The organism is Burkholderia cepacia complex sp. TUM26381 (genome assembly GCF_057439935.1).
The window spans coordinates 2,769,717-2,783,091 of the sequence record NZ_CM172006.1; the positions used below are offsets into that span (position 1 = coordinate 2,769,717).

Here is a 13,375-nt window from a genome sequence, read left to right on the forward strand (position 1 = left end):
ACGAACCGCCGTGGCCTCAACGGAACTCGGCGTACAGCGCGTCGAGGTCGAGATGGTCGGCGAACGTGTCGGCCAGCCGCTCGAGCGATGCCTCGCGCAGCGCCGGATAGTCGATCCGTTCCGCGCCGTCGAGACCGGCCCATGCGAGCAGCGCCGCGCAGGCGTCAGGCGCGTCGAACAGCCCGTGCACGTAGGTCGCGAGGATCTGGCCGTCGGCGGAAACCGCACCGTCGGGACGCGCGCCGCCCTGCGCATCGTCGGCTGCCAGCATCAGCGCGGGCGCCGCGAGCGCGGGCCCGCGCGTGTCGCCCATGTGGATCTCGTAGCCGCGCACGGCGGCCCCGCCCGGCAGCGCGACGTGCCCCGTGACGTTCTTCAGCGTCTTGTCGGGCTGCAGTGTCGTGTCGAAATCGAGCAGCGCGAGCCCCGGCACGCTGCCGGGCGCGCCTTCGAGGCCGAGCGGATCGTCGAGCGTGCGGCCGAGCATCTGCATCCCGCCGCAGATGCCGATCACCTTGCCGCCGTAGCGCAGGTGGCGACGGATCACCGCATCCCAGCCCGCATCGCGCAGCCACGCGAGATCGCGCTGCACGCTCTTCGACCCGGGCAGGATCAGCAGGTCGGCGTCCGGCACGTGGCCGCTCTTCCAGTACGTGAATTCGACCTGCGGATGCGCGCGCAGCGGATCGAAATCCGTGTGATTGCTGATGCGCGGCAGCGCGGGCACGACGACGCGCAGCACGCCGGCGTCGCCGCGCGCGGCGGCGCTGCGCGCCTGCGCGGGCAGCATGTCTTCCGCGTCGAGCAGCAGCCCGTGCAGGTACGGCAGCACGCCGAACACGGGCTTGCCCGTCTGCGCGCGCAGCCAGTCGAGCCCCGGTTCGAGCAGCCCGATGTCGCCACGGAAGCGGTTGATCACGAAGCCGCGCACGCGTGCGCGTTCGCTGTCCGACAGACATGCGAGCGTGCCGACCAGATGCGCAAACACGCCGCCGCGGTCGATGTCGGCGACGAGCACGACCGGGCAGTCGACGCGCTCGGCAAACCCCATGTTCGCGATGTCGCCTTCGCGCAGGTTGATCTCGGCCGGGCTGCCCGCGCCTTCGACGATCACCGTGTCGTAACCGGCACGCAGGCGCGCATACGATTCGAGCACCGCATCGAACGCGACCGGCTTGTAGTCGTGATACGCGCGTGCGTCGAGGTTCATGCGCGCCTTGCCGTGAATGATCACCTGCGCGCCGCGGTCGCTCGTCGGCTTCAGCAGCACGGGGTTGAAATCCGTATGCGGCGCGACACCCGCGGCCAGCGCCTGCAGCGCCTGTGCGCGGCCGATCTCGCCGCCGTCGGACGTCACCGCGCTGTTGAGCGCCATGTTCTGCGGCTTGAACGGCGCCACGCGCGCACCGGCACGGTGCGCGAGGCGGCACAGGCCCGCGACGAGCGTGCTCTTGCCCGCGTCGGACGTCGTGCCCTGGATCATCAGCGTGCCGCGCGGCCGCGGCTCGGGTGCATTCATCGTGTGAAGGTCGTTGCGAAGCAAAGGCCGCATTATCGCCCGCGACGGGTCGCCCGCGCCGTTACAATCACGCGATGATTCCGCACGACCTCACCTTCGTCCTCGGCGGCGCGCGCTCGGGCAAGAGCGCGCACGCCGAGCGGCTCGCCGCCGACAGCGGCCGCCCCGTCACCTACATCGCGACCGCGACCGCCGCCGATGCCGAATTCGCGCAGCGCATCGCGCATCATCGCGCGCGCCGGCCGGCCGACTGGGGCTTCGCCGAGGCACCCGTCGACCTCGCGGGCACGCTCGCGCGGCTCGACGATCCGCACGCGTGCCTGCTCGTCGATTGCCTGACGCTGTGGCTCACGAACCTGCTGTGCCCGGCCGATGGCGCACCGCTCGACGATGCGCAGTACGCGGCGCAGGTCGAGCGGCTCGAGCAAGCATTGCGCGGCGCACGCGCGAAGGTGATCGTCGTCAGCAACGAGATCGGGCTCGGCGTCGTGCCGCTCGGGTCGGTCACGCGCCGTTACGTCGACGAGCTCGGGCGCCTGAACCAGCGCGTCGCTGCGCTCGCGACGCGCGTGACGCTGCTCGTCGCCGGGCTGCCGCTCGACCTGAAGGCCGGAGCGCCGTCATGCTGATGCTGTCGCTGCCCGTCGTCGCGATGCTCGCGGTCGCGGCCGCGATCGTCGACCGCGCGCTCGGCGAACCGGCCGGCTGGCATCCGCTCGTCGCGTTCGGCCGCCTCGCCGCACGCATCGAAGGCGCACTGAACACCGGCCGGCGCGGCCGCATGGTCGGCGTCGCCGCGTGGATCGCGGCCGTCGTGCCGCCGGTGGCCGTCGCGGCCTGGCTCGTCTCCGTGCTGCCTTGGCCGCTCGCGGCTGCGCTGCACGTCGCGCTGCTGTGGTTCGCGCTCGGCGCGAAGAGCCTCGGCGAGCATATCGCGCCGATCGCCGCCGCGCTGCTGCGGCACGATCTCGCGGCCGCCCGCACGCTGACCGCGCGCATCGTGTCGCGCGATACGAGCGACGCCGACGAAGGCGCGTTGTCGCGCGCGGCCGTCGAATCGGCGCTCGAGAACGGCAACGATGCGATCTTCGGCGCGCTGTTCTGGTTCGTCGTTGCCGGTGGTCCCGGCGCGCTGCTGTTCCGGCTCGCGAACACGCTCGACGCGATGTGGGGCTACCGCACGCCGCGTTTCCTGACCTTCGGCTGGGCCGCCGCGCGCCTCGACGATGCACTGAACTGGATACCCGCGCGCCTCACGGCCGCGAGCTACGCGCTGCTCGGTGACACGGCCGCCGCCTGGCGCTGCTGGCGCACGCAGGCGCGCCACTGGGACAGCCCGAACGCGGGCCCGGTGATGGCCGCGGGCGCCGGCAGCCTGAACGTGCAGCTCGGCGGCCCGGCCGTCTATCACGGCGAAATCGAGGATCGTCCGGCGCTCGGCACCGGCGCATCGGCCACCGCCCTCCACATCGTCGCCGCGCTGTCGCTCGTCACGCGCACGCTTGCCCTGTGGCTCGCGCTGCTGGTCGCGAGCGGCGCACTCGCCATGGCCACCCATCATGTCTGATACACGCATCGCGCACGGCGGCAACCTGCACGAAGCCGCGCGCCGCCACGGCATTCCGTACGACGCATGGCTCGACCTGTCGACCGGCATCAATCCGGTCGGCTATCCGGTGCCGCCCGTCCCGGCCGACGCCTGGCGCCGGCTGCCCGACGACGGCGACGGCCTCGCGGCCTGCGCCGCGCAGTATTACCACGCGCCCGATCCCGCACACGTGCTGCCGGTCGCCGGCAGCCAGGCCGCGATCCGCGCGTTGCCCGCGTTGCTGCCGGCCGGCGACGCCGGCGTCGCAGCGCTCGCGTACGGCGAATACGCGCCCGCGTTCGCGCGCCACGGCCATCGCGTCGTGCCGCTCGACATCGGCACCGACATGCTGCCAGCGACGCTGCGCCACGTCATCGTCGGGAATCCGAATAATCCGACCGCCGAATTCGTGCCGGCTGCGCGCCTGCTCGGCTGGCATGCGCAACTCGCGACGCGCGGCGGCACGCTGATCGTCGACGAGGCGTTCGCCGATACCGGCGCGTCGCAGTCGCTCGCGCCGCAGGTCGATCGCCCGGGGCTGGTCGTGCTGCGCTCGGTCGGCAAGTTCTACGGGCTCGCCGGCATCCGCGCGGGCTTCGTGCTCGCGTGCCCCGACCGGATCGCCGCGTTGCGCGACATGCTCGGCGCGTGGACAGTCGGCGGTCCGGCACGTCACGCGGTGATGGCGGCGTTCGCCGATCGCGCGTGGCAAGCGGCCGCCCGCGAGCGCCTCGCGGCCGACGGCGAACGTATGGCGGCCTTGCTGCGCACACATGGCTTCGCGGTTCACGCGACGCCGCTCTTCAGCTGGACCGACGACCCGCGCGCCGCGGCTTTGCATGCGGCACTCGCGACACGCGGGATCTGGACGCGGTACTTCCCGGCACCGTCGAGCGTACGCGTCGGCCTGCCGGGCAGCGAAGCCGAATGGCAGCGCCTCGGCGACGCGCTCGCCCATTGCTTGCCGCTGCTGCACGAGGAATCCGCATGACTCCGCGCACGTTTCGCGGATTCGCTCCGGCCGCGATGGTGGCCGCGCTCGCTTACGCGCCGCTTGTCCACGCCGATGTGTCGACGCGCGACGACGCCGGCAATCCGGTCACGCTGCCCGCGCCCGCGCAGCGCGTCATCAGTCTCGCACCGCACGCGACCGAACTTGTCTACGCGGCCGGCGGCGGCGCGAAGCTCGTCGGCACCGTCACGTACAGCGACTATCCGCCCGCCGCGCAGGCCGTGCCGCGCGTCGGCGACAACAAGGCGCTCGACCTCGAACGGATCGCCGCGCTGAAGCCCGACCTGATCGTCGTCTGGCGGCACGGCAACGCCGAGCGGCAAACCGACGCGCTGCGCGCGCTGCACATCCCGCTGTTCTTCAGTGAACCGAAACATCTCGACGACGTGTCGTCGTCGCTGCGCCGGCTCGGCACGCTGCTCGGCACGCAACCGGCGGCCGATGCGGCCGCGGCTGCGTTGACGCACGACATCGGCTCGCTACGCGCACGCTACGCGGCGCGTCCGCCCGTCACGATGTTCTTCCAGGTGTGGGACCGGCCGCTGATGACGCTCAACGGCGCCCACCTGATCAACGAAGTGATCGAACTATGCGGCGGCCGCAACGTGTTCGCGTCGCTCAAGCCGCTCGTGCCGACCGTCACCGACGAGGCCGTGCTCGCGGCGAATCCGGAAGCGATCGTGACGACGAGCGCCGGTGCAACCCGTTCGAACGAGCCGCTGCCGAGCCTCGCGCGCTGGCGCGCATGGCCCGCGCTGACGGCCGTGGCGCGCAACAACCTGTTCGCGATCGACGGCGATCTGCTGACGCGGCCATCGCCGCGGATCGCGCAGGGTGCGGCCGCGCTGTGCGAGGACCTCGATGCCGCGCGAACCCGGCGGCCGGCGCGCTGAGTCCCGGCGACTTGCGCGGTCAACGCGCACCGGCGAACGGTGCGACCAATGCGACCAATGCGACCGATGCCCGAGACGTTGTTGACCGCGCGCGGTGCCGCTTGCATGCAGGCGGCGGCGCGCCTATTCGTCCCAGCGGACGACTTCCCACGTTCGCGCGGCGGCATCCGCGCGCAGCCAGACGACACCGCCCGTCGGCACCGGCCGCGACAACAGCGTATCGAGCGGGACACGCAAAACGTGCGACGCGAACGCACGGATCACGCCCGCATGCGTGATGACCCATTGCGGCCCGTCGAACGTCGTCATCGCATCGGCCTGCCGTGCAATCCGCGCGGCGAATCGCGCGACGCTTTCGCCGCCGTGCGCGCAGGCATGCATCAGATCGGCCGCCCACGCGTCGAGTGCCGCGCGGTCGATATCGTCCCAGCGCTGCATTTCCCACGTGCCGAAATCCATCTCCTGCCAGCCGGCATCACGCCGCAGCGGTACGTCGAATGCCCGCGCCAGCCGTTCGGCAACCGACGCGCAGCGCATCAGCGGGCTCGTCCACATCCGGTCGGGCAGCGGCGCGCCAAGATCCGCCAGATGTGCGCGTACGGCCTGCGCGCCGGCGTCGGCCGGCGCGGCGAGCGGCACGTCGCTGCGTCCGTAGCAGATGCCCGGCTCGACGCCGACGGCCGGGTGGCGGATCAGGACGATGTCCATCCGAGCACCACGAGATAGATCGCCAGCTCGCACAGTTGCTGCGCGAAGCCGAGACAGTCGCCCGTATAACCGCCGATCCGCTTCACGAAATAGCGGGCCGCCCACGCGCGCACGAGCGCGAGCGCCACGCACGCCGCGACGCCCATGCGCCAGTCCGGCCAGAACAGCCAGGGCAATCCGAAGATCGCAGCAACGCAGGCCGCTCGCGCGCCCATCCGTTGCGCGACCGGTTTCGCCTTGCCCTCGGGCCGCACGTAGTCGAGCGTCATCAGCAGGCTCACGGCCGCCGCGCGGCTCGCCGCATGCGCGGCGATCATCGTCCATGCGGCGCGCAGCGGCAGCATCGACGCGAGCGCTTGCCATTTCAGCCCGAGCGAGATCACGAGCGCGACCGCGCCGAACGTGCCGATCCGCGAATCGTGCATGATGCGCAGCACGTCGTCGCGCGTATAGCCGCCGCCGAACGCATCGCAGCTGTCGGCCACGCCGTCTTCGTGGAAGGCGCCGGTCGCGAGCAGCGTCGCGGCCATCGACAGCCCGACCGCGATCGACGCCGGCAGCGCGCGCAGCGCGACCAGATAGACCAGCGCGCCCCACGCGCCGACGCATGCGCCGACGAGCGGGAAATAGCGTGCGGCCTGGTCGAGATCGCCGGCCGCGTAGCCGATCGAACTCGGCACGGGCACGCGCGTGAAATAACCGAGCGCGACGAAGAAGTAGCGCAGTTCGGCCCGCACGCCGCGCGCGCGATCAGGCGTCACGATTGTCGACACCCGCGGATTCGAAACTCGCCATCTCGCTGAGGAACGCGGCCGCCGCGCGCACGAGCGGCAGCGCGAGCGCGGCGCCCGTGCCTTCGCCGAGCCGCAGGTCGAGCGCGAGCAGCGGCTTCGCGCCGAAATGCTCGAGCATGCGCCGGTGTCCGGCCTCGTGCGACGTATGCGAGAACACGCAGTAGTCGCGCACGCCGGGGGCGATGCGCTCGGCCACGAGCAGCGCGGCCGTCGCGATGAAACCATCGACGAGGATCGTCATCTGCTCGCTCGCGGCCGCGAGGTACGCGCCCGTCATCATCGCGATCTCGAAGCCGCCGAACGTCGCAAGCACGTCGAGCGGCGCGACCGCGTGCGAATGCTTGACGAGCGCGCGGCCGAGCACCGCGCGCTTGTGCGCGAGGCCCTGGTCGTCGAGGCCCGTGCCGCGCCCGACGCATGCGTCGATCGGCACGTCGAGCAGGCGGCTCATCAGGCACGCGGCCGACGACGTGTTCGCGATCCCCATCTCGCCGAAACCGATCACGTTCGTGCCGAGTGATGCGTGCAGGCGCACACGTGCCGCGCCGGCGGCCAGCGCCGTCATCGCCTCGTCGCGCGTCATCGCCGGCTCCGCCGCGAAGTTGCGCGTGCCGCGCGCGACCGGCAGCGACACCAGCCGGTCCGACAGCGGCAGCGGTGACGCGACGCCCGCATCGACGATCTCGAGCGTGCTCTGCGCGACGCCCGAGAACGCGTTGATCGCGGCGCCGCCGGCCAGGAAATTCGCGACCATCTGCGCAGTCACCGCCTGCGGATAGGGACTGACGCCCTCGGCCGCGATCCCGTGGTCGCCCGCGAACACGATCGTCACCGGACGCTGCACGACCGGCCGCTCGGTGCGCTGGATCAGGCCGATCTGCAGCGCGACCGCCTCGAGTTGGCCGAGGCTGCCGGGCGGCTTGGTCTTGTGGTCGATCACATGCTGCAGGCGCTTGCGCAGTGTGTCGTCGAGGGGCGCGATCGCGGGCGGGAAGTGGGTCGGAGTCGTCATCGAGGAGCCGTGTCGTGCGCGCGGCATGCGCCGCGCATCGAAAGAATCGGAAAGGGAAAGCTCATTGTCGCGCAGGCCACGCCGGCAGCAGCGCATCGCGACCATTCTCGCGGATCAGCACGAGCGGATAGCCGAACGCGTCGCTCGCACGCGCGGGCGTCAGCACGTCGTGCACGGGGCCGGCCCATGCGCGGCCGCGGCCGTCGAGCAGCAAGGCATGCGTCGCGAAACGCCGTGCGAGATTCAGGTCGTGACACGAGAACAGCACCGTGCGCGGGCCCGTTTCGAGCCACGCGGTCAGCGCGGTCAGGCAGTCGATCTGGTGATGCAGGTCGAGATGCGCGAGCGGCTCGTCGAGCAGCATCAGCGGCGCATCCTGGCACAGCGTCGCGGCCAGCGCGACCCGCTGCCGCTCGCCGCCCGACAGCGACAGGACGTCGCGCGACGCGAGCGCGGTCAGGTCGAACGTCGCGAGCGCATCGCGCGCGGCCGTTCGGTCGCCGTCGCGCTCCCAGCCCCAGCCGCCGAGATACGGAAAGCGGTTGAGCAGCACCGTGTCGAACACGGTCGCGCTGAACGCATCGTGCAATTGCTGCGGCATCAGCGCGCGGCGTTGCGCAAGTTGTTCGGGGCGCCACGCGGCAAGCGGCCGGCCGTCGATCTCGACGTGTCCGCCGGCCGGCGGCTGCAGCCCCGCGAGCGTCGCGAGCAGCGTCGTCTTGCCTGCGCCGTTCGGCCCCGCGACACACCAGATCTCGCCTGGGCGGAACGCCTGCGTGAAGCGGTCGAGCAGCGTGCGCGCGCCGGCCTTCAGCGTCAGGTCGACGGCCGCGCAAGTCATGTCGCCGCCATCGGCGTATCGTGCGGCATCCGTCATCGCATCGGTCTCCTCAACAACATCCACAGGAACACCGGTACGCCGATCAACGCGGTCATCACGCCGACCGGCAACTGCGCGGGCGCGATCGCGGTGCGCGCGAGCAGGTCGGCCGCCATCACGCCGCCGCCGCCCGCGAGCATCGCGGCCGGCAGCAGCATTCGCTGGTCGTTGCCGAACGCGAGCCGCAGCGCATGCGGCACGACGAGTCCGACGAAGCCGATCGTGCCGGCCGTCGTCACCGCGGCCGCGGCGGCCAGCGACGCGACGAGATAGATCCGCACGCGCAGGCGCGCGACGGGCACGCCGAGCGCCTGCGCAGTCGCGTCGCCGCGCAGCAGCACGTTCAGTTGCGGCGCGGCCGGCAGCGCGACGCAGGCGGCCAGCAGCAGCGCACTCCATGCGAACCACGGCGCCGTCACGCCGTTGAGGTCGCCCGTGAGCCAGAAGATGATGCCGCGCAGCCGCGCATCGGGCGCGAGCGACAGCAACAGCGTGACGAGCGCGCCCCACCCTGCCGCGATCACGACACCGGTGAGCAGCAAGCGTGGCGACGCGTCGCGCGAATCGCCGCGCCACAGCTCGCGGCGCGCGAGGCCGAGCACGAGCGCGACCGAGACGAGCGAGCCGGCAAATGCGGACGCGTCGACGAGCCACCACGCGCCGCCCGCGATCATCGCGACGAGCGCGAAGCCGGCCGCGCCGCCGGACACGCCGAGCACGTAGGGTTCCGCGAGCGGGTTGCGCAGCAGCACCTGCAGCAGTGCGCCGGCGAGCGCGAGCAGCGCGCCGCACGCGAAGCCGGCGAGCGCGCGCGGCAGGCGCAGCGTGCGGACGATATCGGCGAACAGCGCATCGCCGCCATGCGGCACGAGCGACGCGAGTGCCTGCCACGGCGACATCGGCACGCTGCCGATCGACAGCGACGCGACGAACAGCAGCGCGACCACGGCGGCCAGCGCGGCCCAGATCGCGGCGGCGCGCGCGGCGCTCATGCCGTGCACGGCCGCGCGCATGACGCGCGGCGCATCCGATTGAGGGTGCCGGCCGGACGTGACAGGGACGCCGCGCGGACGATTGGGGTCAGCATCGAAGAACATTCCGTGAAGCATTGCGCGCCCCGCCTCCCCGCAGGCCACGCGTCACGAAGCCCATGCGGGCTTCCCGTCTCGGCCGGTATCCGGGCTGGCGGCGGTCCGGCTCGCCTTCCCGCGCGTTTCACGCGCAGTGGCCCGCGCCCGCGTGCGACATCTGCACGCAAAACGCGCCCGAGCCGGCCTGCGTCAAGGGACGCGGCCGCTTACCGTTGCGGGGGCAGCGCAGGCTGGTGTGCTCCCGGAGCGCACGCCCTGCTTCCCGTTTAACCGCGCGTGCCACGCGCGAGCACCGAGGCGGCGCCAGTTTAGGAGCGGGTAACGCGAGCGTCAAGGAAGCGTCCGGACACGTACGGGAAGCACCGATTCACGGCAAGAAGCAGGGGTGTTACGACTGGAAACGTTACAGATGTCGGATTGCACGGTATTCCGCGCTAAAATGCTGGGTCTTTAGAGGACGCAGCAAATGCTCAACGAACTCGAAACCTTATCTCAAAATATTGGCCGTCTGATTTCGCTGAACAAGCGCTATCACGCGGAACGGCTCGCGCTCGAGGAGCAGGTCGCGCAATTGCGCGCGGAAGCGGACACGGTCCGCGCGGAACTCGCGGAACTGCGCGACGAACGCAATGCGCTCGCGGCCGAGCGTGACACGCTGTCGGCAAAGATCGACGACGCCCAGGTGAAACTGAACGCGATTCTCGAAAAGCTGCCGCGCTCGAAAAGCGCGGAGCAAGCCGACAACCAGCTCGACCTGCTGGATGCGCAGGCGCGTCCGGATGGCGATGACGCGGCCAGCCACGGAGAACATGCATGAGCACCAAGCAGATCGAAGTCTCGATTCTCGGTCAGGCCTATCGGCTCGCCTGTTCGGCCGAGACCGAAGCGGCGCTGCTCGAGGCCGTCGCGCGGGTCGACGCCGAAATGTCGAAAATCCGCTCGAACAGCTCGGTACGCGGCACCGATCGCATTGCGGTGATGGCGGCGCTGTCGCTCGCATCGGAATTGCTGCGGCTGCAAACGAGCGTGCGGCACGGTGAAGCATTTCCGGCGGAGGAAATCCGTCGTACAATGCACCAGATGAACGAACAGCTCGGCGCGGTGCTCGCACAGCACGAGACGCAGTAACGTTTTAATCGATGCGTCGATTCCCCTTGATCTCTGCGATCAACGGTGGTCAAATTGGCGCATCGAATCACAGTTCAGTCAGCTTCCCTGCCTGGTTCGCCAAGGTCATATATTCCTTGAACCAATGCCATGTGCACGGTTGCGGAAATTTGTAGCACGGGCGCGCGCGTCACTCTGTCTGATGTACCCGAAGTGCTGCTAACTGCGACCAATTCTGAACCCCAGGTTCAGGATGCCGGCCTAGCGGCCAAGGCGGGGGCCTATCCAACGGCATCGGGCACGTCCCGGTGCCGTTTTCTTTTGTAGCAGCCTCTTTCTGCGTCGATCACGATCCATGCAATACTGGCTGATGAAGTCCGAACCGGACGAAGCAAGCATCGACGATCTCGCCAACGCCCCGCAGCGCTCGCTGCCGTGGACCGGCGTGCGCAACTATCAGGCGCGCAATTTCATGCGCGACACGATGAAGATCGGCGACGGCGTGCTGTTCTATCACTCGAGTTGCCCCGAGCCGGGCATCGCGGGCCTCGCCGAAGTGTCGTCGACGCCCTACCCCGATCCCACCCAGTTCGATCCGAACAGCCCCTATTACGACCCGAAATCGACGCAGGAAACGCCGCGCTGGCTGCTCGTCGACGTGCGCTACGTGAACAAGTCGCCGCTCGTGCCGCTCGCCGCCCTGCGCGAACACGACGAGCTCGCCGACATGCGCGTGCTCGCACGCGGCAACCGGCTGTCGATCACACCCGTCACGCGCGCCGAATGGCGGTTCATCACCGAAAAGCTGATGAAGTAAGCGCGCGCCAAAGGTCAAATCTGGTCAGCACGTGCTGCCGTCACGGAACTCGCGGCACTTTCGCGCAGCCTAAGCAACCGCTGCCGGTCGATCGGGCCGGCTGTCGTTTTTTTCGTCGCGCGGTACGCCCGCGTCGCGCACGCGCAATCCGCGTGCGCGCCCTCGCACAAGGAGTCCAACAATGACCAAGAAATCCGCACTCGCGCTGTCGCTCGCCCTCGCCGCTGCCGTTCCCGTCGCGCTGACGCTCGCGTCGCCCGCCGCGCACGCGCAGACCGCAAACCCGCATTTCCCCGAGCCGGCGGGTGTGCTGTCGCTGTCATCGCAGGCCAGCGCCGACGTGCCGCAGGACATCATCCACATCACGCTGTTCTACGAGCAGCAGGCCAAGGATCCGGGCAGCCTCACGGCGCAGTTGAACCAGCGCGCCGACGCGGCGCTGTCGCAGGCGAAGGGCGTATCGGGCGTCACCGCGCACACCGGAGCGTTCTCCGTGTATCCGAGCACCGATCGCGACGGCAAGATTTCCGCGTGGCGCGGCCGTACCGAGGTTGCACTCGAATCGCGCGATTTCGCGGCGGCGTCGAAGCTGGCGGGCCAGTTGTCGAACCTGATGCAGGTCGCAAACGTCGAGTTCTCGCTGTCGCCCGAAGCACAGCGCACGGCCGAGCAGAAGCTCACGACCGAAGCGATCAAGTCGTTCCGCGCACGCGCGGACGAAGCCGCGAAGGCATTCGGCTACAGCAGCTACACGATCCGCGACGTGAATGTCGGCAGCGGCCGCAACGTGCAACCGTACACGCGCATGATGGCGATGGCCGCGGCACCGATGGACAGCGCGAAGATGAGCGCACCGATCGCGGTCGAAGGCGGCAAGGCCACCGTGTCGGTCACCGTCAACGGCTCCGTGCAGATGAAGTAACGCGCATCGCGCAGCTGCCGAAAACGAAAAACGCCGGCCCGAGGGCCGGCGTTTTTTGTTTGCCTTCACGTTGTCGAAGCACGCGTCGATTGCGCGCGCATCGATTTCACATCACGCAGCAGCGTTTGCCGCGCGGCGGCGATACGCCCAGATCATCAACGCGATGCCCGCGAGGATCATCGGCAGCGACAGCCACTGCCCCATCGACAGGCCGAGCGCCAGCAGGCCGAGGAAATCGTCGGGCTCGCGTGCGAACTCGACCGTGAAGCGTGCGAGGCCATAGCCGATCAGGAACAGCGCGGACACGGCGCCCATCGGCCGCGACTTGCGCGAGAAGAAGAACAGCGCGAAGAACAGTGCAACACCTTCGAGCGCGATTTCATAGAGCTGCGAAGGATGGCGCGGCAGCATCTGGTATTGCATGAACACATCGGCGAGATGCCACTTCTCGACGAGCGCCGGATGCTTCGGCAGCCAGGCCGCATCGTCGCGCATCGCGCCCGGGAACAGCATCGCCCACGGTGCCGTCGGATCGGTCACGCGGCCCCACAGTTCGCCGTTGATGAAGTTGCCGAGCCGCCCGGCCGCGAGCCCCGTCGGCACCATCGGCGCGACGAAATCGGTCACCTGCAGCCAGTGCCGCTTGCGCTGCCACGCGAAGAGCACCATCGCGAGCGTCACGCCGAGGAAGCCGCCGTGAAACGACATGCCGCCTTCCCACACCTTGAACACGTCGAGCGGATGCGAGAGGTAGAAATCGGCCTTGTAGAACAGCACATAGCCGAGCCGGCCGCCGAGCACGGTGCCGAGCACGCCGTAGAACATCATGTCGTCGATGTCCTTCGCGGTCCAGCCCTGCGCCGCGACATGCGGCAGTTTCAGGCGGATCCGGCCGACGACGATCGCCGCGATGAAGCCGACGAGATACATGAGGCCGTACCAGCGCACGGCCAGCGGCCCGAGATGGATCGCAACGGGGTCGAAATTCGGGTGAATGATCATGGGTTAGCGAAGAAGTTTTCGAATACGGTA

The 13,375-nt window shown here is 69.7% G+C and carries 15 protein-coding genes, 1 other RNA gene and 1 riboswitch; of the genes, 9 read left to right on the forward strand and 7 right to left on the reverse strand.

All coding sequences use genetic code 11. From position 1 onward, the window contains the following. Positions 1-16: 16 nt before the first annotated feature. Entirely contained in the window at positions 17-1,519 is a 1,503-nt protein-coding gene (locus ACWMMN_RS13000; RefSeq protein ID WP_486422732.1) for a cobyric acid synthase, read from the reverse strand. A gap of 74 nt (positions 1,520-1,593) precedes the next feature. Between ACWMMN_RS13000 and cobU the strand changes: the two genes are divergently transcribed. From cobU to ACWMMN_RS13020, 4 genes are read left to right on the forward strand one after another with little or no spacing between them, the layout of a single operon-like run. Then, the gene (gene cobU / locus ACWMMN_RS13005) at positions 1,594-2,148 is read left to right on the forward strand and encodes a bifunctional adenosylcobinamide kinase/adenosylcobinamide-phosphate guanylyltransferase (RefSeq protein WP_059233455.1); all 555 of its coding nucleotides are present in this window, start codon (positions 1,594-1,596) and stop codon (positions 2,146-2,148) included. Then, the gene (gene cbiB, locus ACWMMN_RS13010; RefSeq protein ID WP_059233454.1) at positions 2,142-3,086 is read left to right on the forward strand and encodes an adenosylcobinamide-phosphate synthase CbiB; all 945 of its coding nucleotides are present in this window, start codon (positions 2,142-2,144) and stop codon (positions 3,084-3,086) included. The genes cobU and cbiB overlap by 7 nt, the downstream gene beginning before the upstream one ends. Continuing rightward, positions 3,079-4,098: a threonine-phosphate decarboxylase CobD gene (gene cobD / locus ACWMMN_RS13015; RefSeq protein WP_486422733.1), complete on the forward strand. Its 1,020-nt coding sequence runs from the start codon at positions 3,079-3,081 to the stop codon at positions 4,096-4,098. Before cbiB ends, cobD begins: the two co-directional genes overlap by 8 nt. Continuing rightward, entirely contained in the window at positions 4,095-5,012 is a 918-nt protein-coding gene (locus ACWMMN_RS13020; RefSeq protein ID WP_340624377.1) for a cobalamin-binding protein, read from the forward strand. Before cobD ends, ACWMMN_RS13020 begins: the two co-directional genes overlap by 4 nt. A gap of 123 nt (positions 5,013-5,135) precedes the next feature. Here ACWMMN_RS13020 and cobC read toward each other — a convergent pair whose 3' ends face one another. The 5 genes from cobC to ACWMMN_RS13045 all read right to left on the reverse strand — a co-directional run bounded on the left by cobC (position 5,136) and on the right by ACWMMN_RS13045 (position 9,515). After that, entirely contained in the window at positions 5,136-5,720 is a 585-nt protein-coding gene (cobC, locus tag ACWMMN_RS13025; RefSeq protein WP_174992956.1) for an alpha-ribazole phosphatase, read from the reverse strand. Continuing rightward, on the reverse strand, positions 5,705-6,481 hold the full coding sequence (locus ACWMMN_RS13030) for an adenosylcobinamide-GDP ribazoletransferase (RefSeq protein WP_486422734.1): 777 nt from the start codon (positions 6,479-6,481) through the stop codon (positions 5,705-5,707). The genes cobC and ACWMMN_RS13030 overlap by 16 nt, the downstream gene beginning before the upstream one ends. Further along, a complete protein-coding gene (cobT, locus tag ACWMMN_RS13035; protein ID WP_486422735.1) occupies positions 6,471-7,526 on the reverse strand; it encodes a nicotinate-nucleotide--dimethylbenzimidazole phosphoribosyltransferase in 1,056 nt (351 codons plus the stop codon). The genes ACWMMN_RS13030 and cobT overlap by 11 nt, the downstream gene beginning before the upstream one ends. A 61-nt stretch (positions 7,527-7,587) precedes the next feature. Beyond that, entirely contained in the window at positions 7,588-8,403 is an 816-nt protein-coding gene (locus tag ACWMMN_RS13040; RefSeq protein WP_486422736.1) for an ABC transporter ATP-binding protein, read from the reverse strand. Next, complete coding sequence (locus tag ACWMMN_RS13045) at positions 8,400-9,515, reverse strand: FecCD family ABC transporter permease (RefSeq protein WP_174992960.1); 1,116 nt, start codon at positions 9,513-9,515, stop codon at positions 8,400-8,402. Before ACWMMN_RS13045 ends, ACWMMN_RS13040 begins: the two co-directional genes overlap by 4 nt. Positions 9,516-9,557: 42 nt before the next feature. Further along, positions 9,558-9,809: riboswitch (cobalamin riboswitch) on the reverse strand. A gap of 154 nt (positions 9,810-9,963) precedes the next feature. Here ACWMMN_RS13045 and ACWMMN_RS13050 point away from each other — a divergent pair. From ACWMMN_RS13050 to ACWMMN_RS13070, 5 genes are all read left to right on the forward strand, one after another. Further along, a complete protein-coding gene (locus tag ACWMMN_RS13050) occupies positions 9,964-10,314 on the forward strand; it encodes a hypothetical protein (protein ID WP_059233447.1) in 351 nt (116 codons plus the stop codon). Beyond that, a complete protein-coding gene (locus ACWMMN_RS13055; RefSeq protein ID WP_011352906.1) occupies positions 10,311-10,625 on the forward strand; it encodes a cell division protein ZapA in 315 nt (104 codons plus the stop codon). Before ACWMMN_RS13050 ends, ACWMMN_RS13055 begins: the two co-directional genes overlap by 4 nt. A gap of 81 nt (positions 10,626-10,706) precedes the next feature. Further along, a non-coding RNA gene (ssrS, locus tag ACWMMN_RS13060) (6S RNA) lies at positions 10,707-10,888 on the forward strand. A 71-nt stretch (positions 10,889-10,959) separates the two neighbouring features. Next, positions 10,960-11,421 (forward strand): EVE domain-containing protein, encoded by a 462-nt coding sequence (locus tag ACWMMN_RS13065; protein WP_059233446.1) that lies wholly within the window; start codon positions 10,960-10,962, stop codon positions 11,419-11,421. Positions 11,422-11,602: 181 nt separating this feature from the next. Next, complete coding sequence (locus ACWMMN_RS13070; RefSeq protein ID WP_059233445.1) at positions 11,603-12,343, forward strand: SIMPL domain-containing protein; 741 nt, start codon at positions 11,603-11,605, stop codon at positions 12,341-12,343. Between the two features lie 111 nt (positions 12,344-12,454). Here the strand turns inward: ACWMMN_RS13070 and lgt are convergent, their stop codons facing one another. After that, entirely contained in the window at positions 12,455-13,345 is an 891-nt protein-coding gene (gene lgt, locus ACWMMN_RS13075) for a prolipoprotein diacylglyceryl transferase (RefSeq protein ID WP_059233444.1), read from the reverse strand. Positions 13,346-13,375 lie beyond the last annotated feature (30 nt).